Origin of the sequence: Pantoea sp. Seng (assembly GCF_009829935.1) — a bacterium.
GTDB classification, from domain to species: domain Bacteria; phylum Pseudomonadota; class Gammaproteobacteria; order Enterobacterales; family Enterobacteriaceae; genus Pantoea; species Pantoea communis.
In genome coordinates this window covers 162,965-186,461 of record NZ_SZZV01000011.1, presented here as the reverse complement: position 1 = coordinate 186,461, position 23,497 = coordinate 162,965, and the positions used below count along the sequence as shown (strand labels likewise).

The 23,497-nt window shown below is 55.0% G+C and carries 29 protein-coding genes and 1 other RNA gene; 16 read left to right on the top strand and 14 right to left on the bottom strand.

Going from position 1 to position 23,497, the window contains the following annotated elements:
- Positions 1-163 precede the first annotated feature (163 nt).
- A complete protein-coding gene (gene yjgA, locus FD737_RS13740; RefSeq protein WP_034829237.1) occupies positions 164-712 on the bottom strand; it encodes a ribosome biogenesis factor YjgA in 549 nt (182 codons plus the stop codon).
- A gap of 116 nt (positions 713-828) precedes the next feature.
- Here yjgA and pmbA point away from each other — a divergent pair, with 116 nt between their 5' ends.
- The 11 genes from pmbA to FD737_RS13685 all read left to right on the top strand — a co-directional run bounded on the left by pmbA (position 829) and on the right by FD737_RS13685 (position 10,549).
- Complete coding sequence (pmbA, locus tag FD737_RS13735) at positions 829-2,169, top strand: metalloprotease PmbA (RefSeq protein WP_045816560.1); 1,341 nt, start codon at positions 829-831, stop codon at positions 2,167-2,169.
- A gap of 194 nt (positions 2,170-2,363) precedes the next feature.
- Complete coding sequence (gene cybC, locus FD737_RS13730; RefSeq protein ID WP_038644492.1) at positions 2,364-2,750, top strand: cytochrome b562; 387 nt, start codon at positions 2,364-2,366, stop codon at positions 2,748-2,750.
- 254 nt (positions 2,751-3,004) lie between these two features.
- Entirely contained in the window at positions 3,005-3,343 is a 339-nt protein-coding gene (locus FD737_RS13725; protein WP_034829231.1) for a glycine dehydrogenase, read from the top strand.
- Between the two features lie 17 nt (positions 3,344-3,360).
- Positions 3,361-3,717, top strand: coding sequence for an SFCGS family glycine-rich protein (locus FD737_RS13720; protein WP_009087404.1), 357 nt, complete (start codon positions 3,361-3,363; stop codon positions 3,715-3,717).
- Between the two features lie 2 nt (positions 3,718-3,719).
- Entirely contained in the window at positions 3,720-4,019 is a 300-nt protein-coding gene (locus FD737_RS13715; protein ID WP_097119508.1) for a DUF4312 family protein, read from the top strand.
- Positions 4,020-4,044: 25 nt separating this feature from the next.
- Complete coding sequence (locus FD737_RS13710; RefSeq protein WP_097119509.1) at positions 4,045-4,821, top strand: DUF4311 domain-containing protein; 777 nt, start codon at positions 4,045-4,047, stop codon at positions 4,819-4,821.
- A 12-nt stretch (positions 4,822-4,833) separates the two neighbouring features.
- On the top strand, positions 4,834-5,481 hold the full coding sequence (locus FD737_RS13705; RefSeq protein WP_034829224.1) for a DUF4310 family protein: 648 nt from the start codon (positions 4,834-4,836) through the stop codon (positions 5,479-5,481).
- A gap of 160 nt (positions 5,482-5,641) precedes the next feature.
- Positions 5,642-6,775, top strand: coding sequence for an amidohydrolase/deacetylase family metallohydrolase (locus tag FD737_RS13700; protein ID WP_160833730.1), 1,134 nt, complete (start codon positions 5,642-5,644; stop codon positions 6,773-6,775).
- A complete protein-coding gene (locus FD737_RS13695) occupies positions 6,759-7,880 on the top strand; it encodes a DgaE family pyridoxal phosphate-dependent ammonia lyase (protein ID WP_160833729.1) in 1,122 nt (373 codons plus the stop codon). The genes FD737_RS13700 and FD737_RS13695 overlap by 17 nt, the downstream gene beginning before the upstream one ends.
- A complete protein-coding gene (locus tag FD737_RS13690) occupies positions 7,877-8,614 on the top strand; it encodes a KDGP aldolase family protein (RefSeq protein ID WP_160833728.1) in 738 nt (245 codons plus the stop codon). Before FD737_RS13695 ends, FD737_RS13690 begins: the two co-directional genes overlap by 4 nt.
- 24 nt (positions 8,615-8,638) lie before the next feature.
- The gene (locus FD737_RS13685) at positions 8,639-10,549 is read left to right on the top strand and encodes a BglG family transcription antiterminator (RefSeq protein WP_160833727.1); all 1,911 of its coding nucleotides are present in this window, start codon (positions 8,639-8,641) and stop codon (positions 10,547-10,549) included.
- 127 nt (positions 10,550-10,676) lie between these two features.
- Here FD737_RS13685 and FD737_RS13680 read toward each other — a convergent pair whose 3' ends face one another.
- Positions 10,677-11,579 carry a LysR family transcriptional regulator gene (locus FD737_RS13680; RefSeq protein ID WP_038644506.1) on the bottom strand — a complete coding sequence of 301 codons (903 nt, stop codon included), beginning with the start codon at positions 11,577-11,579 and terminating at the stop codon, positions 10,677-10,679.
- Positions 11,580-11,708: 129 nt separating this feature from the next.
- On the opposite strand from FD737_RS13680, the gene FD737_RS13675 reads away from it, so the two are divergent.
- Positions 11,709-12,410 (top strand): pirin family protein, encoded by a 702-nt coding sequence (locus tag FD737_RS13675; protein WP_160833726.1) that lies wholly within the window; start codon positions 11,709-11,711, stop codon positions 12,408-12,410.
- Positions 12,411-12,481: 71 nt separating this feature from the next.
- On the opposite strand, the gene dolP is transcribed toward FD737_RS13675, so the two are convergent.
- From dolP to FD737_RS13655, 4 genes are read right to left on the bottom strand one after another with little or no spacing between them, the layout of a single operon-like run.
- Positions 12,482-13,054 (bottom strand): division/outer membrane stress-associated lipid-binding lipoprotein, encoded by a 573-nt coding sequence (dolP, locus tag FD737_RS13670; protein ID WP_034829213.1) that lies wholly within the window; start codon positions 13,052-13,054, stop codon positions 12,482-12,484.
- 14 nt (positions 13,055-13,068) lie between these two features.
- On the bottom strand, positions 13,069-13,656 hold the full coding sequence (diaA, locus tag FD737_RS13665; RefSeq protein ID WP_034829211.1) for a DnaA initiator-associating protein DiaA: 588 nt from the start codon (positions 13,654-13,656) through the stop codon (positions 13,069-13,071).
- Positions 13,657-13,670: 14 nt separating this feature from the next.
- Positions 13,671-14,066 carry a YraN family protein gene (locus FD737_RS13660; RefSeq protein WP_097119518.1) on the bottom strand — a complete coding sequence of 132 codons (396 nt, stop codon included), beginning with the start codon at positions 14,064-14,066 and terminating at the stop codon, positions 13,671-13,673.
- Positions 14,024-16,099, bottom strand: coding sequence for a penicillin-binding protein activator (locus FD737_RS13655; RefSeq protein WP_160833725.1), 2,076 nt, complete (start codon positions 16,097-16,099; stop codon positions 14,024-14,026). Before FD737_RS13655 ends, FD737_RS13660 begins: the two co-directional genes overlap by 43 nt.
- Positions 16,100-16,161: 62 nt before the next feature.
- Between FD737_RS13655 and rsmI the strand changes: the two genes are divergently transcribed.
- The 4 genes from rsmI to mdtI all read left to right on the top strand — a co-directional run bounded on the left by rsmI (position 16,162) and on the right by mdtI (position 18,806).
- The gene (gene rsmI, locus FD737_RS13650; RefSeq protein ID WP_097119524.1) at positions 16,162-17,025 is read left to right on the top strand and encodes a 16S rRNA (cytidine(1402)-2'-O)-methyltransferase; all 864 of its coding nucleotides are present in this window, start codon (positions 16,162-16,164) and stop codon (positions 17,023-17,025) included.
- 33 nt (positions 17,026-17,058) lie between these two features.
- Positions 17,059-17,435, top strand: an RNA gene (gene rnpB, locus FD737_RS13645) — RNase P RNA component class A.
- 704 nt (positions 17,436-18,139) lie between these two features.
- Positions 18,140-18,490: a multidrug/spermidine efflux SMR transporter subunit MdtJ gene (gene mdtJ / locus FD737_RS13640; RefSeq protein WP_160833724.1), complete on the top strand. Its 351-nt coding sequence runs from the start codon at positions 18,140-18,142 to the stop codon at positions 18,488-18,490.
- Positions 18,477-18,806: a multidrug/spermidine efflux SMR transporter subunit MdtI gene (gene mdtI, locus FD737_RS13635; RefSeq protein ID WP_160833723.1), complete on the top strand. Its 330-nt coding sequence runs from the start codon at positions 18,477-18,479 to the stop codon at positions 18,804-18,806. The genes mdtJ and mdtI overlap by 14 nt, the downstream gene beginning before the upstream one ends.
- A 147-nt stretch (positions 18,807-18,953) precedes the next feature.
- On the opposite strand, the gene FD737_RS13630 is transcribed toward mdtI, so the two are convergent.
- The 8 genes from FD737_RS13630 to FD737_RS13595 form a co-directional block, all read right to left on the bottom strand.
- On the bottom strand, positions 18,954-19,928 hold the full coding sequence (locus tag FD737_RS13630) for a glutathione S-transferase family protein (RefSeq protein WP_097119528.1): 975 nt from the start codon (positions 19,926-19,928) through the stop codon (positions 18,954-18,956).
- Between the two features lie 80 nt (positions 19,929-20,008).
- Positions 20,009-20,419: a DoxX family protein gene (locus FD737_RS13625; RefSeq protein ID WP_034829198.1), complete on the bottom strand. Its 411-nt coding sequence runs from the start codon at positions 20,417-20,419 to the stop codon at positions 20,009-20,011.
- 206 nt (positions 20,420-20,625) lie between these two features.
- Positions 20,626-20,910: a YqjK-like family protein gene (locus FD737_RS13620; RefSeq protein ID WP_160833722.1), complete on the bottom strand. Its 285-nt coding sequence runs from the start codon at positions 20,908-20,910 to the stop codon at positions 20,626-20,628.
- Positions 20,907-21,302, bottom strand: coding sequence for a phage holin family protein (locus tag FD737_RS13615; RefSeq protein ID WP_045814842.1), 396 nt, complete (start codon positions 21,300-21,302; stop codon positions 20,907-20,909). The genes FD737_RS13620 and FD737_RS13615 overlap by 4 nt, the downstream gene beginning before the upstream one ends.
- Position 21,303: 1 nt before the next feature.
- Complete coding sequence (locus FD737_RS13610) at positions 21,304-21,609, bottom strand: YqjD family protein (protein WP_034829194.1); 306 nt, start codon at positions 21,607-21,609, stop codon at positions 21,304-21,306.
- Positions 21,610-21,643: 34 nt separating this feature from the next.
- Complete coding sequence (locus FD737_RS13605; RefSeq protein ID WP_097119530.1) at positions 21,644-22,015, bottom strand: DUF1090 domain-containing protein; 372 nt, start codon at positions 22,013-22,015, stop codon at positions 21,644-21,646.
- A gap of 172 nt (positions 22,016-22,187) precedes the next feature.
- On the bottom strand, positions 22,188-22,556 hold the full coding sequence (gene mzrA, locus FD737_RS13600) for an EnvZ/OmpR regulon moderator MzrA (protein ID WP_097119531.1): 369 nt from the start codon (positions 22,554-22,556) through the stop codon (positions 22,188-22,190).
- Entirely contained in the window at positions 22,553-23,230 is a 678-nt protein-coding gene (locus tag FD737_RS13595; RefSeq protein ID WP_034829190.1) for a DedA family protein, read from the bottom strand. Before FD737_RS13595 ends, mzrA begins: the two co-directional genes overlap by 4 nt.
- Positions 23,231-23,497 lie beyond the last annotated feature (267 nt).

Sequence of the window (23,497 nt, the reverse complement as noted above, 5' to 3'; positions counted from 1 at the left end):
ATAATGGCGATGGCGCCAGGGCTGGTGCTGCCGGAAAGAAGAGTGCGGCATTACCCAAGGGCGGTAAAAAAGAAGCCGCAACGTTATCCGCTGCGGCCTCCATTAAGATCTTAACTGACAAGCATTACGCCCACTGGCGACCCTTTTTATGCACGCGGCAAACTTACGCCTCTGCCAGCTCGCGCAGATACTGGAAGATCTGACGGGTGGCTTTCGGTGGTTTGTTAGCGGCTTTCTCTTTCTGCGCATTACGGATCATGGTACGCAGCTGCTGGCGATCGGCCTGCGGATAGAGGTTAATCACTTCTGCGATCGCATCATCGCCTTTCTCGATCATGCGATCGCGCAGTTGCTCGAGTTTATGGAACAGCGCAACCTGCTGGTTATGGCGGTTCTTCAGCTTATCCAGTGCCTGACGAATTGGATCTTCATCGCGCGCGCGCAACATCTTACCGATCAGCTGCAACTGGCGGCGACGGCCTTCCTTTTTAATACGCTGTGCCAGCTCAATGGCGGCACGCAGATCATCGTCGAGTGGAATTTTGTCGAGGGAGTTTTTCCCCAGATCAACTAACTCGGCGCCCAGGCGTTTCAGCTCTTCGGCGTCGCGTTTAATTTCGCTTTTGCTGACCCAGATAATCTCTTCGTCTTCATCTTCTTCGTTTTGATTATCTGGCACATCGTCGAGCCAGTCATCGGGCTGCTTGGTCATCTCTTGGCTCCCTAAAAAAAAGAGGCTAATCCTACCAGTTTATCGGGCGACTGCGAAATTGTTCTCTGAGTCTGATAGACTCAATAAATTCATACTTAAGATTAGACGGCAGGTCGATGAACGTATCTACTCAGGTTGCAGAACAACGTAAAGTGTTAGAACAGGCTGTCGCGCAGGCGCTGGAACTGGCGAAAGCCAGCACCGATGGAGCAGAAGTCGCGGTGACCAAAACCACCGGCATCGGCGTCAGTACCCGCTATGGCGAAGTGGAAAACGTCGAATTCAACAGCGATGGTGCACTTGGCATCACCGTCTATCATCAGAACCGCAAAGGCAGTGCTTCTTCAACCGACCTCAGCCCGGATGCCATCAAACGTACCGTGCAGGCGGCGATCGACATTGCGCGTTACACCTCGGTTGATCCTTTTGGTGCCCCGGCCGATCCCGATCTGCTGGCATTTGAAGCGCCGGATCTCGATCTTTACCATCCGTGGGAGATCGATGCCGATCGCGCTATCGAATGGGCTGCACAGGCCGAACAGGCGTCGCTGCAGGCTGACAAGCGCATTACCAATACCGAAGGCGGCAGCTTCAACAGCCACGTCGGCATCAAAGTGTTCGGTAACAGCCACGGCATGTTGCAGAGCTACTGCTCCAGCCGCCATTCGCTCTCCAGCTGTGTGATTGCCGAGCAGGATGGCAACATGGAGCGCGATTACGCCTACACCATCGGCCGTTCCATTGACGATCTGCAAACTGCGGATTGGGTGGGACAAGAGTGCGCACGTCGCGTGTTGTCACGCCTGGCGCCGCGCAAACTGCCAACCATGAAAGCGCCGGTGATCTTCGCGCCGGAAGTGGCGACGGGTCTGTTTGGCCATCTGGTCGGCATGATCAGCGGCGGTAGCGTCTATCGCAAAGCGACCTTCCTGCTGGATTCACTCGGCAAACAGATTTTGCCTGAGTGGCTGACGATTGAAGAGAAGCCGCACCTGCTGAAAGGCCTGGCGTCTACGCCGTTCGACAGCGAAGGTGTCCGCACTCAGGCGCGTGACATCATCAAAGATGGCGTGCTGCAAAACTGGCTGCTGACCAGCTATTCGGCACGTAAGCTTGGCTTGCAGAGCACCGGTCATGCGGGCGGCATTCACAACTGGCGCATTGCGGGTCAGGGGCATAGCTTTGAAGATATGCTGAAGCAGATGGGCCGTGGTTTAGTGGTTACCGAAATGATGGGCTCCAGTGTCAGCGCCATGACCGGTGATTACTCACGCGGTGCATCAGGCTTCTGGGTTGAAAACGGTGAAATCCAATATCCTGTGAGTGAGATCACAATTGCGGGCAACCTCAAGGATATGTGGCTCAATATGGTAACGCTCGGTAACGACATTGAAACGCGCAGCAATATACAATGCGGTTCGGTGCTGCTGCCGGAGATGAAAATCGCCGGACAATAAAGACATCGCTTCATGAAAGCAGCCCGCAAGGCTGCTTTTTTTTTAGCCCGACAATAATACCCCTAAATAATTCGCGTGACAGAAAGGCGGCAAGTGAATGAATCCTCAGGACATTACATCAGTAAGTGACTAAGGTGAGTGAGCGTAGCCAACGTGTCTGGAACCTGAAATATGACGGGAAATAAGGAATATTTATGCGTAAGCATGTGATTGCAATGTTGTCTCTCTCGCTGTTGTTCTCCTCGGCTAGCGTATTCGCCGCTGACCTGAAGAGTGATATGGATACCCTGAAAGATGGCCTGAGCGTGGTGAAGAAAACCTCTGATGCTCAGGAAATGCAAACCGCGCTCGGCAAGATGCGCCAGGCGGCGGAGGATGCTAAAAAATCCACGCCGGAAAAACTGGAAGGTCAGGCTGCCGATAGCGCCCAGATTAAGGATTATCACGCCGGTCTCGATTCTCTGATTGCGCAGATTGATGTCGTTGATCAGTTGGCGAAAGCCAACAAGCTCGACGAAGCCAAAACTGAAGCGAAGAAGTTGGAAGATATTCGTAACGCCAACCATAAGAAATTCCGCTGATAACCCGGCCAGCCCTGTGGCTGGCCTTATCTCCTCTCGCATTCCCTCCGTTTAAACGCATCGATTTCCGGCATAACCCGCATTTTTGTGACCTGTTTCGCACACTTCATGCGTAGTGCGATCTGGCGCACACACGCCCGTGGGATTTCCACTTTGAGGTGGAAAAGATGCGTCTCCACAGCCTGAAGCGGAAAGCGTAATTTCTTTCTAACGCGAATTATCTCTAATTATCCGCAGTAAACAGGAGTAGCAAGGTGAGGAGTGAAGCTGTCCCGCTGAAACCGAGTACGCCAGAAGCCATTCAGGCGTTGGCGGATAACACGTTGAAGCAGATTGCGGCGATCTACGCCGCGCACCACATCGAAGCCAATGCCGTGCAGCAGCAAATGCTGGCCTCGCATGTACGGGCGATGGCAGCGCGTTCCCTCACGGGAGAAGCCTTGCCGGAAGTGGAAGCCGAACTGTTTGAAGATATCTCGCCAGAAACCATGGCGCTGGCACAGCAGGTGGTCGATCTGTTTGGCAATCTGCCCAAAGAAGAAGCCTGGTTGTTATCGGTGCATATCGAAGTGGCGAAATCCAACGAAGCATAAATCGAGAGGAATTGAACATGGTAACAGTCGTGATTGGTGATCGTCTGGGTAAAGGTCAGAAAGTCGCAGCCGGTATTGAGAAAGCAGGCGGCCGTGCCGTGGTGGTGCCGGGCGTCGCAGCGGATATGAAGCTGGGCGATGTGATGAAAGCGGAAAACGCCGATTTCGGCATCTCCTTCTGCGGCAGCGGCGGCGCGGGTGCCATCACTGCACAGAACAAATATGGCTACAAAGCCAAACACGGTATGCGTTCGATTGATGAAGGCGTGACCGCCATCAACGAAGGCGCCACCGTGCTGGGCTTTGGCTTTATGGATAAAGAAGAGCTGGGTGAACGTCTGGTGCAGGCCTGGAATAAAAAACACGGCAGCTAAGCATGAAACAGCAATACGAGACGCAGATAACGGTGCAGGGCAAAGGCGACAGCAAAGCGAAAGCCTTTTCCGATGCACTGAGCAAGGTGCAGCAGCAAGTGCTGCGCACCAGCCAAAAGATTCTGTTGCGCATTGAACCCATAGATGTGCGGGTGCTGCGCGCGCAGGAGAGCGTACGCACAGAGAAGTTCTTGTTCTTCTTTCTGGCGCGCGAACGACGGAATTACAGCGTCGAGCTGGAGATTACCGTCAGCGTCACCGTGATCGACACCGACAAGGTGGATTTCATCGCGACGAAATAAAAACGACAACAAAGGGTACAACAACATGTTTTTAATCATTTTGTTTAAGTCGTTGATCATTGGTGGATTGGTTGGCGTTGGGGTAGGAGCGGGCGCAGCGCGCATGTTCCACGCACCGACCACCCAGGGTATGGGCGCGTTTCGTACCTTGGGTGAACTCAATTCCTGTGAAGGCGATCCTGCATCGCACTTTTCCTTTGGTCTTGGCTTCTTCTTTAACGCCTGGGCATCGTCTGTGGCGGCAGGCTCCTTCACACAGGACGTTGACCACCGCATTCTGCCCAACTGGGGCGCGGCTGCGTTGATGGTGAAAAATCGTAACGTCGCGGAAACCCTGCACAACCCGAAACGCATGGCGATTGCCTGCGGCATCATCGGCATGATCGTGGTGGCGTTCCTCAACAGTACCGCTTCTGCGGTGCCGGCGGCATTACAGGTTACGGCGGTTAAAGTGCTGGTACCGGCGGCCAACCTGCTGGTGAACACCGTAATGCCGGTGATCTTCTGGCTGGCAGCGATAGATGCCGGTAAGAAATCCGGTTTCTGGGCGACCATCTTTGGTGGTCTGGCGCAGTTGATCATGGGCAATGCCGTACCGGGTCTGGTGCTGGGTATCCTGATTGGTAAAGGCGTCGAAGAGAGCGGCTGGAACAAAGTCACCAAAGTGATGATGTTCGCGATTGTGCTGCTGTTCGCTCTGAGTGGCTTCTTCCGTGGCTTCGACATGAAACTGCTGCAATCCTTCCAGCTGGGTGTCCCAGGCTGGCTGGACATGATTCACAACAGCCTGAGCGGCAAATAAGGAGCCTCGAGCATGAACGAGACTGAAAACAAAGGGTTCTGGTATGCCGACTGGTCGTTCCCGATCTTTGTTGGCCTGCTGTCCGCCGGGGTGTTTGCCGGTACGCACATGTACTACCTGTACGGCATCGGTGCATTTAACGAAGTGGCGTTTGTTTCGATGCTGCGTTCCGGCATGGAAACCGGCGTGTATGGCGCCGTGGCGGCGTTTGGTGCCAGCTTCCTGTTTGCCCGCATCATCGAGGGTTCGCTGGTCGGGATTCTGGATATCGGCGGTGCGATTCAAACCGGTGTCGGGCTGGGTGTTCCGGCCTTGCTGCTCGGTGCAGGTATTGTGTTCCCGGTGGCGAACTTTGCCGCATCACTGGCAACGGGTCTGGTGGTGGGTTTAGCGATCGGTTATCTGATTATCCTGGCGCGTAAGTTCACCATCAATCAGAGCGATTCCACCTACGGTGCGGACGTGATGATGGGCGCAGGTAATGCCTCCGGCCGCTTCCTTGGGCCGTTGATTATCCTGTCGGCGATGGCCGCGTCGATTCCGATTGGCATCGGTTCGCTGGTGGGGGCGTTGTTGTTTTATCTGTGGAACAAACCGATCACCGGTGGCGCGATTTTAGGTGCCATGGCGTTAGGCGCAATGTTCCCGGTTTCGCTGTAAAGCTGTTTCCGATTTAACGGTCGCCCTTCACGGCGACCCTACGATTGAACAGTGCATTCTGTGTGGAGGCGCATTGATGACCCCACACAGATGTGATGCAAATTCCGTAGGGTGCGTATTGATGCGCACCGGGCTGAATGCAGGTTGTTAAGGAGTAAATATGTTTGATCTGATTCTGCGCCGCGCGCGTTTGTGCGACGAACAGCTGGTGGATATCGCCATCCAGCACGGCAAGATTGCTGCGGTCGGCGATGTCAACGGTTCAGCTCAGCAGGAGCGCGATTTAGAGGGGCGCTATTACGTCAGCGCCGGCTGGATCGACAGCCACGTGCACTGCTATCCCAAATCCCCGATTTATCACGATGAAGCCGATGCGATTGGGATGGCGCAGGGCGTCACTACCGTGATTGATGCAGGCAGCACCGGCGCGGATCATATCGACGATTTCTATCAGCTCACCCGTTCCGCCACCACCGAAGTGCGCGCGCTGATCAACATTTCACGTACCGGCATCATCACCCAGAATGAGCTGGCCGATATGACGCAGATCGACGGTGATGCGGTGGTGCAGGCGGTGAAACGTCGCCCGGACTTTATCGTGGGATTAAAAGCGCGCATGAGCAGCAGCGTGGTGGGTGAAAATGGCATTCAGCCGCTGATTCGCGCCAAAGCCATTCAACAGGCGGCGGGAAATCTGCCGCTGATGGTGCACATCGGCAACAACCCGCCGGTGCTGGAAGAGATCGCCGATTTGCTCACCTCCGGTGACATCATCACTCACTGCTTCAACGGCAAACCCAACCGCATTCTGTCGCCGCAGGGCGAACTGAAAGCCGTGGTGAAAAATGCCATCGCGCGCGGCGTGAAGCTGGATATCGGTCACGGCAGCGCCAGCTTCAGCTTTGAAGTGGCCCGTCAGGCCATCGCGCAGGGTATTCTGCCCGACACCATTAGCTCGGACATTTACTGTCGCAACCGCATCAACGGCCCGGTACACAGCCTGGCGCATGTGATGTCGAAATTCTTCAGCATTGGCATGACGCTGCCGCAGGTTATCGACTGCGTCACCGGTAATGCCGCGGCTGGCCTGCGCTTAGCGGGCAAAGGGCGCTTAACCGAAGGTTATGACGCCGACCTGACCATTTTTACCGTCAAAGAGGAAGCCCGCCCGTTCGTTGATGCTGAAGGCGAACGGGTTTTGGGTGAGCAACATTTGCTGCCGCTGGCCGTGGTTATCGCGGGTAAGTGGCATCTGACTGATGAAGGGAAAGCTAATCATGTCTTCGATTTATGAAAAATATGACCTGAAACAGGTCATCAATGCCTCCGGTCGTATGACCATTCTTGGTGTTTCAACGCCTTCTGCCGATGTGGTCGAGACCGTCAGCTACGGTTTGAATCACTATTTCGAGATCAAAGATCTGGTCAATAAAACCGGCGCGTATATCGCTAAACTGCTGGATGTCGAGAGCGCGGTGGTGGTCTCCTGCGCCTCTGCGGGCATCGCACAGAGCGTGGCGGCGGTGATCGTTAAAGATAACGACTGGCTGCTGGACAACCTGCATGCCGCGCCGCTGACCGTGCCGCACGATATCGTGGTGCCGAAAGGCCATAACGTGAACTTCGGTGCGCCGGTGGGTGCGATGGTGGCGCTGGGCGGCGGACGTCTGGTGGAAGCCGGCTACAGCAACGAATGTTCGCCAGAACAGCTGGCTGCGGCCATCACGCCAACCACGGCGGCGCTGCTTTACATCAAATCACACCACTGCGTGCAGAAGAGCCACCTGAGTGTGGAGCAGGCGGCGGTAGTCGCGCGTAAATACGGTATCCCGTTAATCGTGGATGCGGCGGCAGAAGAAGATCTGCAGTGCTACTACCAGATGGGCGCGGACCTGGTGATCTACAGCGGTGCCAAGGCGATTGAAGGGCCGACCAGCGGTCTGGTGATTGGCCGCACCCAGTACGTTGAGTGGGTAAAACGTCAAAGCAACGGTATTGGCCGCGCGATGAAAGTCGGTAAAGAGGGCATTCTTGGTCTGACGCAGGCGATTGAAAACTATCTGGTGCAGCCGAAAACCACCGGCGCTGAGATGGTAGCCAACATGACGCCGTTTATCGATAACCTCAACACAATCAATGGTGTGTCTGCACGCGTGGTATGGGATGCGACGGGCCGCGATATCGCCCGTGCCGAGATCAAGTTCGATGAGGCCGTCACTCAATGGCCAACCGGTGAGCTGGTGCAGGCGCTGAAAACCGGCGACATCGCCATCTACTTCCGTGGCTACAAAGCCAACGAAGGCATTATCGAAGCGGATGTGCGCAGCGTCAGCACCGATCAGCTGCATATTATCTTTAGCCGTATCCAGGCGTTACTCAGTGGAGGAAAACGCGCATGAGTCTGAACCCGAATTTCTATCAGGGCCGTCTGTGCCTCAACGTGCTGGCCGGTTCTAAGCAGAACGCCAAAGAGATCTGGCAGGCCGCAGAAGGCCACGTGCTGGTGGGCGTCTTATCAAAAAATTACGCGAGCAATGAAGAAGCGATTGCCGATATGCGTGAGTACGCGGCACTGATCGACAACGCGCTGTCCGTCGGACTGGGCGCGGGCGATCCGAATCAGTCGGCGATGGTGAGTGAGATCTCAGCGGTGCTGCAACCGCAGCACGTGAACCAGGTGTTTACCGGTGTGGCGACCAGCCGCGCGCTGCTCGGGCAGCATCACACCGTGGTCAACGGTTTGATTTCACCAACCGGCACGCCGGGCCTGGTGAAAATTTCCACCGGACCGCGCAGCTCGCAACTGGAAGATGCGATTGTGCCGATCGACAGCGCTATCGCCATGCTGCAGGACATGGGTGGCAGTTCGGTGAAATACTTCCCGATGGGCGGGTTAAAAGCGGTGAATGAGTACCGTGCCGTTGCTGAAGCCTGTGCGCGTCACGACTTCTGGCTGGAACCGACCGGCGGCATCGATCTCAATAACTTCGAAGCCATTGTGCAGATTGCACTTGATGCGGGCGTCAGCAAAGTGATTCCACACGTCTATAGTTCGATCATCTACAGTGCCACTGGCGACACGCGCATTGACGATGTGCGTCAGCTTCTGGCAACGTGCAAGAAACTGCTGTAACAAACGAGTCACAGGTGAAGCTCCGTGAGATTTCCCAATCAGCGTCTGGCCCAACTTTTCGCTGCGCTGCAAAATGAAACGCTGCCACAGGATGAACTGGCGCGCCGCTTTTCAGTTTCAACGCGCACGGTGCGCACCGATATCACCGCGCTGAATGCGCTGCTGGAGCAGCACGGCGCACAGTTCGTACTGGCGCGCGGCGCGGGATATCAGCTGAAGATCGACGATGTGGCGCTTTTTGACCGTCTGCAGGAAGAGAGCGCTGCGCCGCTGCGCGTGCCGCGCACTTCTCAGGATCGCGTGCGCTATTTGCTCACGCGCTTTCTCACCGCCGCCTATTCACTCAAGCTGGAAGACCTGTCGGAAGAGTGGTTTGTCAGCCGCGCTACCCTGCAAAGTGATATGGCGGAAGTGCGCGAGTGGCTGGGCCGCTATCATCTGAATATCGAAACCAAGCCGCATTACGGCATGAAGTTGTTCGGCAGCGAAGCGGCGATCCGCACCTGCCTGACGGATTTGCTGTGGCAAATTGATCAGGAAATGCCGGACAGCCCGCTGTTGACGGTGGAAGCGCTGCACAGCGGTATCCTGACGCAGCTGGAGCCGCTGTTGCAGCACTGCTTTAATCAGTATGCGATTCGCCTGAGCGATGAGGGCGAGCGCTATCTGCAAATCTACTGTGCGGTGGCAGTAAGACGCATCAGCGAAGGTTTCCCGCTTAACGATCCCGGCGCGGAAGATGTCGGTGACGAGGTGCGCGAAGCCGCACATCATCTGGTCAATCTGATACAGCCGCTGGTCGGCAAACCGATTTCGCAGGCGGAAGAGAACTGGCTGCGCGTCAATATCGCCGCCCGGCAGATTCAGGCGCTGTCGCCCAGCACCATTAATGCTGATGACGCCGATGCGTTAGTCGATTACCTGCTGAACTACATCAACACCCATTACAACTACCGCTTGCAGCAGGATGAGCAGCTGCGGGCCGATCTGCTCACCCATATCAAAACTATGATTACCCGGGTGCGCTACCAGATTCACATCCCCAACCCGCTGCTGAGTAACATCAAACAGCACTATCCGATGGCGTATGACGTGACGCTGGCGGCGGTCACCAGCTGGGGAAAGTACACGCCGTACAGCATCAGCGAGAACGAAATCGGTTTTCTGGTGCTGCACATCGGTGTCGGGCTAGAGCGGCATTACGATGTCGGCTATCAACGCCATCCGCAGGTGCTGCTGGTGTGCGACAGCGGCAACTCCACACTGCGCATGATTGAAGCGCTGCTGCTGCGTAAATACCCGCAGTTGGTGGTCACGGCGCGTTTGTCGCAGCGTGATTACGAGATGCGCGAACACATTGACGAAGATTTCGTGATTTCCACCGTGCGTTTGAGTGAGAAGAATAAACCGATTGCGGTGATGTCGCCGTTCCCGACCGAGTTCCAGCTGGAGCAGTTGGGTAAGCTGGTGCTGGTGGATCGCACACGGCCTTACATGCTGGAAAAATACTTCGATGCACAGCACTTTATGGTGCTGGATAAGCCGATGACGCAATCCGCGCTGTTCCGCGTGTTGTGCGATCAGCTGGAGTCAGAAGGCTGTGTGGATGCGGACTTTTATCCCTCCGTCGAAGAGCGAGAAGCGATTGTCAGCACCCTGCTCGGCGAAGGCATTGCGCTGCCACACTCACTGGGATTGCTGGCGAAGAAAACCGTGGTGTATACCGTGCTGGCGCCGCATGGCGTGAGCTGGGGTGATGAAACCGCTTCGGTGATTTTCCTGCTGGCGATCAGTAAAAGCGAATACGAAGAGGCGATGGCGATTTACGATCTGTTCGTCACCTTCCTGCGGGAGAGGGCGATGACCCGATTGCGCGATTGCGCGGATTTCGTCAGCTTTAAAGCGGTGGCGATCGATTGTCTGAGCCGGATGTGATGGTAAACCAGGGTCGGATGAAGCCAGCACTACAACGTCCGGCACGCATCCCGGCTCATGATGTTTGCGATGAATATCCCGCTACACTGTTGGGATAGAGTCAGTATTTATGCCGGCCTGGTCTTAATCAGCTACGCTGCTTCGCCAGCAACCGCGGGATTTCACGCAGGCACCACGCTTTGGCTTCACCCATGCTATCGCGACGCCATGCCATAATGATATCCACCTCACGGGTGTATTCGGCACTCACAACACGCAGACGGCCTTCGGCGATATCCTGTTCCACCATCGGATAAGGCATGGTGGCGACACCCAATCCTGCCAGCAGCGCTCGGCGTTTATCGTCCATGCTACTCACCGTCAGGCGTTGCTGTTTATCCAGCAGCTGCACCGTTAACACCGGGCGTTCGCGCGCGGTATCCGCCACCGCGATGCCGCGATACTTCACGCGCGTCACTTCAGACAGCGGCTCGGCTTCCTGATGAATCGGGTGATCCGGACTGGCCACGTAGACGCTCATAATGCTGTAGAGCTTACGGGTGTTGATCTCGGTTGATGCACGGAAATGCATATCAGGCGCTATCACGATGTCCGCGCGGCCCTGTTCAAGACGCTCCCAGGCACCGGCCAGCACTTCCGTCACCAGCGAAATCTGCGTGTTGGCTTTCTCAGCCAGCTTTTCAACGACAGGAAACAGCAGATTGGTGGGGATCAGTGCTTCGGCCACAATGGTGAGATGGGTTTCCCAACCGCGAGCCAGCGCTTCGGCATCGGTGGTGAGTTTATCGGCCGCTTCCAGCAGCACGCGCCCACGCTCCAGTAGCATACGCCCGACATTGGTGAACTTGGTGCGATGGCCGGAGCGGTCAAACAGCACCACGTCCAGCTCTTCTTCCAGTTTCTGCATGGTATAGCTCAATGCAGAGGGAACGCGGCCCAGTTCATCGGCTGCCGCAGCAAAGCTACCACGACGGTCGATAGCATCCATCACACGTAAAGCTTCGAGGGTTAACGCGCGGTCTTTTGCCATGCCGGTTCTCTGTCAGTAAATTTGAATATGCCAGGCAGATTAACTGGCTAACAATCCGGCGTCCAGCCTTTTACCATTAACGTATAAAGCCTGTGGTCGAATCTCACCGCAGTGCGTCGGAGGTAAATCATGATGACAACCCGCTGCGCGTCAGCATGTGGCCAGGCCGATTTCGGTTGGTTGCAGGCGCGATACAGCTTCTCTTTTGGCCACTATTTTGACCCGAAATTAATGGGCTACGCCTCATTGCGTGTGCTTAATCAGGAAGTGCTGGCACCCGGTGCGGCGTTCCAGCCACGCAGCTATCCGCAGGTGGATGTGCTGAACCTGGTGTTGCAGGGCGAAGCAGAATACCGCGACAGCGAAGGTAACCACCTGGTCGCGCGGGAAGGCGAGGCCATGCTGCTGTCGGCACGTCAGGGTGTGAACTACAGCGAAATCAACATCAGCAAAGATCACCCGCTAACACGCATGCAGCTGTGGCTGGCGGCCTGCCCGGATCGAGAGAATCCGCTGCTGCAGAAAATCGCTGTGCCGCAGCAGACCCGTTTCTTGCTGGCCTCGCCAGACGGCGTGGATGGCAGCCTGCAACTGCGTCAGCAAGTTTGGGTCCATCAGGTGATACTCGCACCCGGTGAGCAGCATATGGTGAAACTGAACGGCCCTCGTGCCTATCTGCAATCTATCCACGGTTCGTTGGATCTGCAGGCAAGTAGCGCCAATCAGGAGTTACTGAGCTGCGGTGACGGCGCGTTCTTGAGTGAAGAACAGCAGATTACGTTGCAGGCGAAAACGCCGCTACGTGCTCTCGTCATCGATTTACCGGCATAAAAAAAGGCAGCCCGCTGAGGCTGCCCTTGTCTGTGGTCGGGGCGCAATTGACTGCGCCCGTCAGATGCAGATTACTTCAGGATGGTGAACGCGGTCGTTACGTGTTTCACACCGCTTACACGACTGGCCACATCGGCCGCCGCAGTGGCTTCCTGTTGTGTCACCAGACCCAGCAGGAACACTTCACCGTTTTCCGTGGTCACTTTCACGTTCGATGATTTCACCTGATCGCTACCCAGCAGCTGTGAGCGGATTTTGGTGGTGATCCAGGTATCGGATGATGACGTGCCGAGGCTCACTTTCTGGCCAGTGCGGATTTCGTTATACACCTCGGTGGCACCATCCACGCCCATGGCAATCTGCTTGGCGCGGCTCGCCAAATCAGCCGATGGCGATTGACCGGTCAGCAGCACTTTGCCCTGATAAGCGGTGACCACGACGCGCGCCTGGTTTTTGATTTGTTCATCTTTAGCCAGTGCGTTACTGACACGCAGTTCCAGCGTACCATCATCCACTTGCGTACCGACGGTGCGCGGGTCCGTTGCGGTTTTGGTCGCCACAGCGGCGCCGCCTGCCACAACGGCAACACAGCCTTGCAGCATCATGGCGGTTAAAAGAATGGCGACAGCGTTCAATGCTTTCATTTGAGCTCCTTCAGTCATTCCTGGTGTGGGAACAAAGTGTTATCAATCAAATCACACAGGCAGTTCAGCGTCAGCATATGCATCTCCTGAATGCGTGCGCTGCGATGTGACGGAATGCGAATTTCCACATCGTGCGGACCCAACAGGCCCGCCAGCTCACCGCCATCATGGCCGGTCAACGCGACGATAGTCATATCGCGAGTCACCGCAGCTTCAACCGCTTTAACAATATCGCGGGTGTTGCCACGGGTTGAAATAGCCAGCAGCACATCACCGGCCTGACCAAGCGCGCGAACCTGCTTGGCATAAACTTCATCGTGGAGACGATCGTTGCCGATCGCCGTCAGCATGACATTGTCGGCGCTCAGTGCCAGCGCAGGCAGGCTGGGGCGCTCGGTCTCAAAACGGTTAATCATACTGGCGGCAAAATGCTGAGCATTGGCCGATGAAGCACCGTTACCACAACTCAGGATTTTGTTACCGTTCAGCAGCGACTGCACCAGCGTCATAGCGGCGCGAGAAATCGCATCCGGCAGTGCCTCCGCAGCGGCGATTTGAGTCTGAATACTTTCGGTAAAACACGCTTTAATTCTGTCCTGCACAAGACCACCTGGTTCTATCCATCGGCATTAAAGGCATCGGGCAGCCATTCCAGCTCACGCCCGGTAATGGCAATGATGTCAAAACGGCAATTCACCGTATCAAAACTGCCGCCGCGTGCCAGCAACCACCATGCAGCGGTACGCAGCAGCTTTTGTTGTTTCTGGCGCGTCACGCTGGCGGCGGCACCGCCGTAGCGCGCATCGCGTCGATAGCGCACTTCGACAAACACCCAGCAATCGGCGTCTCGCATAATGAGATCAATTTCCCCACTGCGGCAACGCACGTTGCTGGCAACCCATCGCAGCCCGGCGCGCTCCAGATAGCCACGCGCCTGCTGCTCCTGCTCAGCGCCAATGCGCTGGCGGTTTACTGCACTGGAACGATTTGTCCCTGACGATACTGGTTCCATGCCAACTTCCTGTTGATCACGCAATCCGTGTCGGCGCTCAGTTTGCCAGTGTTGCCATCAATGGCAAAACCAGGCACCTGGCGCATCTGGTTAAAGTGATTCGCCAGCGTCCAGGCATCAATGCCCATCGCGTAGAGGCGAACCAGCGAATAATCGTTGTTAAACGACTTCGCCGCCTGCTGCATCAGACCCGGATTGTTACCGGAGAGCAGCGGAATATCACTGAACTGCAGGCCATCCATTTCCAGACGGAAGTCTGGACCGGCACCCGCCTGCGCACTGCGTGAGCTTGCATACAGTGCGATGTTGTTGCGGCTGCTGGTGCGCATCGCAATCATCGGCTTGATCAGTTGCAGCTCGTCCTGGCTGGCCACGATGTACACTGCATCCACACTGCCGCCGCTGGCATCGGTCGTTGGCGCTGGCGGGGTGGTTTGCGGCGCTGGAATGGTCAGGCCCGCAACAGCCACGGCGGCAGACTGCGGCTGTTCAACCGTCAGCGGCGTGCCACTCAATGCGATACCCGCTCCGCTATTAATACCTTGTTTCAGCTCAGAAACGCCACCGAAACGCTGTTGCAGTACGGTGGAACCGCCAAGTTTCTGCCACTCCTGTGCGAACGCCTTGCTGACGCGATCGCCATAGCTGCTACGCGGTACCAGCAGTAATGGCTGGCGTTTGCCTTGCTCGTAGATATGGTGCGCGGCATCGCGCGCTTCGTCTTCAGGAGAAAGCGCAAAATAACAAATATTCGGATGGTTCTGGATCTGTTCTGGCTCGTTCAGCGCCAGCACGTTGAGTGGCGTCTGGCTGTTCACCACCGATTCCACGTCGTTTTTCAGCAGTGGACCCACCACGATAGTCGCGCCATCCTGCTGCGCCTGCTGCATCACCTGGGCAATCGGCTGGCTGCTGGTGTCATAAACTTTAACCTGAGCGTTGCTGTCCGGCTGAGCCGCCGTAGTCGCCGGTTGTGCTGCGGGCTGCGGCTGTTCGGTCTGTGGCGGCATATTACCTGCCATGGCCGGGCTGACAACTGCGTTAGCGGCAGCGTTAGCATCGGCAGGCTGTTGTGCGTTCGCGTCGCCAGGCTGTTGTGCTGACGGCTGGCCATTGGCATCGGTTGCCGCGGTAGCAGCAGGGGCGGGTTGCGGGGCTGGTGCAGTTAACACGCCATTTTTGGCATCGTTAAAACCTTTCTGAATCGCATTGGCAAAAACCTGTGCCTGGCCATTCAGCGGCAGCAGTAGCGCGATGGTGCTGGTCGAGGCTTTGGTGAAGTTTTGCACCTGGCTAAGCTGAGTTGGTAATGTTTTCGCACCCGGGTTTTGCGGATAACGTGTCTGCCAGTCTTTGATCGCCGCTTTCAGCATCTGCGGATCCTGGCTGTTGGTATGCCAGGTGTTGAGCAGATCCAGCCAGCCTTGCAGGGTGTTCTCATTGGCGTTAATCACCAGGCTGTTCAGCTGATCCTGCGTCATTTGCGTCAGAGCTTGCCAGGTGGCGTCAATATTGCTCTGGTGGTCGGCGCCTTGCAGCAACGGCTCCTGAGCAATATAGGCGCGTAAGAGCGCGAGTGAAGGGCGATTTTGCGCCGCAGCGATTTGCAGTGCGTAGTAGCGCACCTGCTGATCCTGAGACAGGCCATCAGTCTTCACCTGACCTAGCGTCTGCTGAGCGCCGCCGAAATCCTGCTGACCAATCTGCATCTGCGCGCGCAGTAATTGCAGCTCCTGCTGCTGCACTGCAGAGAGTTGCTGTGGCAGTTGCGAGATCTGATCGTTAGCCTGCGGATACTTTCCTTCCTTCAACAGGGCACGGATGGCAAGTAATTGCCAGTCGGTCTTGCTATCATCGCTGCTTTGCTGCACCTGCTGCAGATAATAGTCAGACCGGCCAGTAGCAGGCCCCTGAATATTGACGTTGGAGGTTAGCTGCGGTCCCTGGCCGCTACAGGCGGCTAAAATCAGTCCAGCGAGAAGAACAGGTACAAAGCGTCCTGCTTTATGACGTACGACTTTTGAAGGAAGCATACTGTATCCAGTGATGTTTTTTTCTAGATGCTCAATATTAAATCGGCAATTCGGATGAAACAATGAAACAACTCGATCGGGCAGAGATTTCTGCCAGCACGCTCTATATCGTTCCTACCCCGATCGGTAACCTGGGTGATATCACGCAGCGTGCGCTGACGGTGCTTGCGAGCGTCGATCTGGTCGCAGCGGAAGATACACGTCATACCGGGCTGTTGCTACAACATTTCGCCATCAATGCGCGACTGTTCGCACTTCACGACCACAACGAACAACAGAAAGCAGAAGTGTTGTTAGCCAAGCTGCAAGAAGGCCAGAGCATAGCGCTGGTCTCTGATGCGGGCACGCCGTTAATCAACGATCCGGGCTATCATCTGGTGCGTTGCTGCCGTGAAGCAGGTGTGCGCGTGGTTCCGTTGCCGGGTGCCTGCGCGGCTATCACAGCATTAAGCGCGGCGGGGTTACCGTCAGATCGTTTCTGTTACGAAGGATTTCTGCCCGCCAAGAGCAAAGGCCGCTGCGATGTGCTGCGCTCCCTTGAGAATGAACCACGTACCCTCATTTTTTATGAATCTACTCACCGTTTGATCGATAGCCTGCAAGATATGGTGAGCGTATGGGGTGCCGATCGCTATGTGGTGCTGGCGCGTGAAATCACCAAAACCTGGGAAACCATCCAGGGCGCGCCGGTGGGCGAACTGCTGGCCTGGGTACTGGAAGACGAAAACCGTCGCAAAGGCGAGATGGTGCTGATTGTTGAAGGGCACAAGGCCGATGAAGAAGCGCTGCCTGCCGAAGCGTTGCGAACCCTGGCGTTGCTGCAAACTGAGCTGCCGCTGAAAAAAGCCGCTGCGTTAACGGCGGAAATTCATGGCGTTAAGAAGAACGCCCTGTATAAGTACGCGCTGGAGCAGCAAGAGGCGTGACAAACGCGGGCGGATCGCCTATTATCCCGCGCCGAAGCTGACCAGACAGTCGCCGCTTTGTCGTCGTCCCTTTCGGGGGAGACGGGCAGAGGGGAGGAAAGTCCGGGCTCCATAGGGCAGGGTGCCAGGTAACGCCTGGGGGGCGCAAGCCTACGACCAGTGCAACAGAGAGCAAACCGCCGATGGCCCAGTAATGGGATCAGGTAAGGGTGAAAGGGTGCGGTAAGAGCGCACCGCGCGGCTGGCAACAGTTCGTGGCACGGTAAACTCCACCCGGAGCAAGGCCAAATAGGGGTTCACAAGGTACGGCCCGTACTGAACCCGGGTAGGCTGCTTGAGCCAGTGAGCGATTGCTGGCCTAGATGAATGACTGTCCACGACAGAACCCGGCTTATCGGTCAGTTTCGACTTTTTCATGTGAAAACCCCGCTCCGGCGGGGTTTTTGCTATCTGGCGTACGGCGCAAGATGAATGACTGTCCACTCCACTCTCTATGAAAAGAACGCGGCTTATCATTCAGTTTCGACTTCTTTATGGAAAAAAACCGATCCGGCGGGTTTTTTGCTATCTGGCGTACGGCGCAAGATGAATGACTGTCCACTCCACTCTCTATGAAAAGAACGCGGCTTATCATTCAGTTTCGACTTCTTTATGGAAAAAAAACGCTCCGGAGGGGTTTTTGCTATCTGGCGTACGGCGGCAAGATGAATGACTGTCCACTCCACTCTCTATGAAAAGAACGCGGCATACCAATAATTAAAATAAATTCTCGTTCGCAGAGAATAAAAAATTCCAAAGCGTAAAGAAATGAAAATCTCGCATAACAAAATAAACCTTATGCCAGAATAGGTGCGTGTTTCACTACCGAGGACAATTTTTCATCCACATCGACGAAAAGCAACAGCGTGGATAAGTTGTAACATTATGGACAAAATGCTCGCCCCAATGATGGCAACCTCTATTTATCTCTCTGAACACTTCCACTACTCGATTTGCGACCAGCACTGGCGCTTCGCGCTTTAGCGCCACACTCTCCTTATTTAAAAATATTCTTAAGATTTCACATGCGTTTATTTCGCGTGATAGTTCTCTATTTCTCTTAAGGAGAGAAAGTATGCGCTATTGGCTTTTATTAGTTTTAGCTATCCTGGCTGAAATAACCGGCACGCTCTCTATGAAATGGGCCAGCGTCAATGACGACAACGCGGGTTTTATTTTTATGCTGGTGATGATTGCGCTCTCTTATATTTTCCTGTCTTTCGCCGTAAAACGTATCGCTTTAGGCGTGGCCTATGCGATGTGGGAAGGTATCGGCATTCTGTTTATCACCCTGTTCAGCGTCACGCTGTTCGATGAACCCTTATCGCTGATGAAGGTGGCGGGCTTAATCACGCTGGTGGCGGGAATTGCGCTAATCAAATCTGGCACGCTGACACGCAAGGAGCCGCAACATGGCCACGTTTAATACGGTGCATATTGCCTGGCTTGCACTGGCGATTGGGCTTGAGATCGTCGCGAATATCTTTCTCAAATATTCCGATGGTTTCCGCCGTGTCATTTACGGCCTGCTCTCACTGGTCGCGGTGCTGGGGGCATTCAGTGCGTTGTCACAAGCGGTGAAAGGGATCGATCTCTCAGTGGCTTATGCACTGTGGGGTGGTTTTGGTCTGGTGGCAACGGTAGCGGCTGGTTGGGTACTGTTTGGTCAACGTCTGAATCGCATCGGCTGGTTAGGGGTGGGATTGCTGATTGCTGGGATGGTGCTGATTAAGTTTGCTTAAAAGTGGGCACATCGGCCTGACACTTAGCGGCTAACGCGCATGAAGAAATGGAGTGTCAGGCGGTTCACCTCGTATTCCACCTTTTAAAACCTGCACAACACACTCCTTAAAAAAGGAGTGTGTTGAACGCAATGATCCCCACTAACCTCAACCGCGGCCGTGTGGCTCATCCCAGTCAAACGCCGGGCCCAGCGAAATTACGCCGCTCGGGTTGATGGTCTTGTGGCTACAGTAATAGTGATGGCGAATATGCGGCAGATTCACCGTATCGGCGATGCCCGGCATCTGGTAGATATCACGCAGAAAGCCGCTCAAATTGCGGTAATCACTGATGCGGTGACGATCGCACTTGAAATGCGTGACATACACCGGGTCGAAGCGGACTAAGGTGGTCCATAAACGCAAATCCGCTTCCGTCAGGCGATCGCCAGCCAGATAGCGATGCTGGCCGAGGATCTGCTCAAGTCGCGCCAGCGAATGGAACAGCGCGGTGACTGATTCATCATAGGCCGCCTGCGAGGTCGCGAATCCGCTCTTATACACGCCATTGTTCACCGTGTCGTAAATCCAACCGTTCAGCTCATCGATCTTATCGCGCAACGTCGGCGGATAATAATCTCCGGCGCGGGCACCTTGTGCATCGAAGGCCGTGTTGAGCATACGGATGATATCAGCCGATTCATTGCTGACGATGGTGTGCTGAGTTTTATCCCACAGCACCGGAACGGTCACGCGGCCTGTATATTGCGGGTCGGCGTGCAGGTAGAGCTGATAGAGGAATTCGTTTTGATACAGAGAGTCGCCGGTTGCGTCCGGGAAATCGTCGTCGAAGGTCCAGCCGTTTTCCAGCATCAATGGATGCACCACTGAGACGGAAATCATCTCTTCCAGCCCTTTAAGCTGGCGCATCAGCAGCGTGCGGTGTGCCCACGGACAGGCAAGAGAAACATAAAGATGATAGCGATCGCGCTCGGCAGCGAAACCCGCCTTGCCGGTGGGGCCAGCACTGCCATCTGCGGTGATCCAGTTGCGCCAGACTGCTTCTGTGCGTTTGAAGCGGCCACCGGTTGACTTCGTATCGTACCAGGTGTCATGCCATACACCGTCAATCAGTTGTCCCATAAGCCCTCCATAAAGAAAAAGGGCGGGGAAAATCCCCGCCCCTGCAAATCAGTATATGTGTTCTGGCAGCGCTTGTGTGCTTAGCGTGCGGCTGCTGGTGCGAAACGAGCACGAATCAGACGGTCGATGCTGTAAGCACCTGGACCTACCAGACCCAGCACCAGGAAACCACCGGCGATGGACAGGTTTTTCATGAACATCAGCTGGTTAACGCCTTCAGCAAAGTTGCTGTGGAACAGGAACGCAGTCAGCAGAGTGAAGCCCGCAGTGAACAGTGCGGTGAAACGCGTCAGGAAACCGAACAGAATTGCCAGACCGCCGCCGAACTCCAGCAGAATAACCAGCGGCAATAAGAAGCCCGGGACGCCCATCGCCTGCATGTATTGCGCGGTACCGGCATAACCGGTGATTTTGCCCCAGCCCGCAGTGATGAACAGAATGGTCATTAATACACGTGCCAGCAGCAGGCCTGAGTCTTCGAATTTTTTCATCATTTACTCCAACAAGAATTAAGAAGCAGGTTGTTGGCCTGCAAGGTTTTGATCCCGCTGAATCGCAGGTCGCAATTCGTTGGGCTGATGGAGGAAGATGATAGTCGCAGGTTGCAACAGTTGTAAGCGAGTTAAACTGTCAATGTTGTTCAGGGATTTTGATAAAGAAAAACCGGATTTTTTAGATCCGGTTTCAAATGAAGGCGTTAGCGAGGTTCGAGCGTGGATTTAATCATGCGCCAGGTACTCCAAAGACCAAAACCGCGTTTTGCCCAGCGCAAAATACGGTTAGGACTGCGGATTGACCAGATGGCCAGCGCGCTGCTGCCAATTGCCAGATAGCGGCGTAAGCTGAGAAACGTTAGCCAGCCGCGATCGTAGTAAGCGGTGCCATCCAGCCAGTCACGGCGTGCAGCACTGAGATCCAATCGCTGCTGCTGAACCTGATTCAACAGTTCATGAATGCGTGCTTCACGTTCACGACGGCTCATGAGCGATGCTCCTCCAGCAAGCTGCGATCGGTTTCCAGCTCCTTGCGGGTATGCCGCAGCAACGTTGACTGGCGTGACTTATACAGTGTCCACACACCAAATATCAGCGCCAGCGCAAACAGCACGGCGGTGGTAATGGCAATCGCCATCAGCCGATACTGCGCATCCACCGCCCAGATGATCAGCACCATCAGGCTCATTAAACCAAAAGCGGTAAACAGCATCGTCAACCCAACCATCATCAGCATTTGAATCAGATTGGCTTTCTCCTCCTCTAGCTCAACAATCGCCAGACGGACGCGCGTTTCCACCATACTCACTAAGGTAGTGACGACGCGCTGACCGATGTTGAAGACCCCTTTGCCTGGGCCGTGGCTCTGACTATCGCTCATATCAACGACGTGAGATCAGGATGCCGATCAGGACACCGACAGCTGCACCGATGCCTACGCCGTGCCACGGATTATCGCGCACATACTCGTCGGCCTTCTCTGCCGCTTCACGCGTGGATTGCGCGATGCGCTCACCGGAATCGCCCAGGCGCTCACGCGAACTTTCAATCGCGCCGCGCGCTTTGCTGCGCAGTTTGTCCAGCTCGGTTTTCGATTTATCCGCCGAGCTGCTCAGTACTTCTTCCAGGGTGTCAGCAAGGTTTTTCAGTTCCGCACGCAGATGTTCAGATGTGGTGTCTTTAGACATGAAGTTCTCCATTACATCATTTATTTAAGTCCGATTAGTAAGGCTCAGCTTCAAGCTTTTTCAGCTCGTGCTGTGCCTCTTCCAGCTTACGTTCGCGCTTCTCAATCTTATCTTTGTCGCCATCCTGACGCTCTTCCTTCAACTCACGCTCACGTTCCGCAATTTTGTGTTTTTGCTCTGCAATGCGTTCGCTGTGGGCTGACTTCAGTCTTTCATCAGTACAATTCGCACGTACTTCAGTGAGCGCGCGCTCCAGCCCGGTCACACGGCGCTGGTTATCGTGCTGTTTAGCCATGTCGATTTCACGCTGAATATCGTGTTCTTTCTGCTGACACAGCGTTTCAGCTGCCATCAGAGATCCCGAGAGAGAGAACAGAATAGCACCCAGCAGTAATTGATGTTTCATCAGGTTTTACCTTCCATTGTTGATGACCTGCCGCAAACCGGGCAGGAGAAGCGTCCCAGCTTGTCTTAACTCGCGCTACCTTTAAGCATAGACAGCAGACGAAAAAATTCAACGAAGACGCGGGGATAGCGAGGATTGATTCACCGTCTGGCTTGTCATCAGACGGTGGAAATCAGCTATAAGTTGGGCGGTTACTGTCAGGTACTTGCTGCGAAGCCTGCGGTCCGCTTGCAACGACAAAGCCCTGTGGTAGCAAGCGTTTCAGCACTTTTTGGGCGGCAAGGCTTTGTTCTTCATTTTCGAAATGAATCAGCAGCGCATCGCCCGCAGGTGTAATGCTTTTGATACGCACACCTTGCGCACTCAGCTGCTGATACAGATAAAAGCCATCCGGCAAATTGGTGCCATTGTGTGCGACGCGAATCTGTACCACGGTATCGTGCTGCAACATCGAAGGTACAAAGATCACCGCCAGCAGCGCCAGCGCAGCGCCAAGTGCCCAGGGCACGAAGCGCCTTGCGAATCCACGGAATCTGATCATGGCTGTGAATTCCCGTTGCGTGAAGACTGACGTTTACGCCACAGCACCACCAGAGAGCCCACCAGACCAATCACCAGCAATACCAGCGGTAACAGCATCAGGCAGAACATCAGTTCATCTTCATAGCGGCGGAAAATCGGCGTTTTACCCAGCGCGAAGCCCAGTACCGTCAGAATCAGCACCCACAGGAAGCCGCTCATCCAGTTGAAGAACTGAAAGCGTGCATTACTCAGGCCAGAAAGCCCCGCTATGGTCGGCAGCAGGGTGCGCACAAAGGCAATGAACCGACCGATCAGCAAGGCCGAAAGACCATGGCGATGGAATAAGCTGTGCGCGCGTTGATGATATTGCGCCGGAAGGTGCGAGAGCCACTTCTGTACCGTTGGCGTATTCCCTAGCCATCGGCCCTGAATGTAACTTACCCAACAGCCCAGACTGGCGCCGGTGGTCAAAATCAGGATGGTCAGCGGGAAACCCATGGTGCCTTTGGCAATCAAAACACCGACTAAAATCAATAGACTATCGCCGGGCAGAAACGCGGCGGGTAGCAGGCCATTCTCGAGAAACAGGATCAAGAACAGCACGCCATAAATGGCCCAAACCAGTGTCGGGTCGGAGAGCATTTCGTAATCCTGCTGCCACAAGGCATGCAGCAATGCTTTCAAAATATCCATCAATCATTCCTGAACATCATTGTTAAACGTGCCCGTAAGGGGCTGAGGCGCAGGCTGGCTTGGTTATACATTTTTGGTATGCAGCCGTTGCGGGATTTCCGGATCCATCCAGAATTGATTGTTAAATCAGCGACTTTTTAAAGCCCTGTCGCAAAGGGTAAGAAAAGGGCGATAACTGTAACAAAAATCACGCAGGTCAGACAGTGTAAAGTGGCGCTCGCACAGGAGTTTTACCTTTTGACGCAGATGCTCAAAAGGAGCTTTACA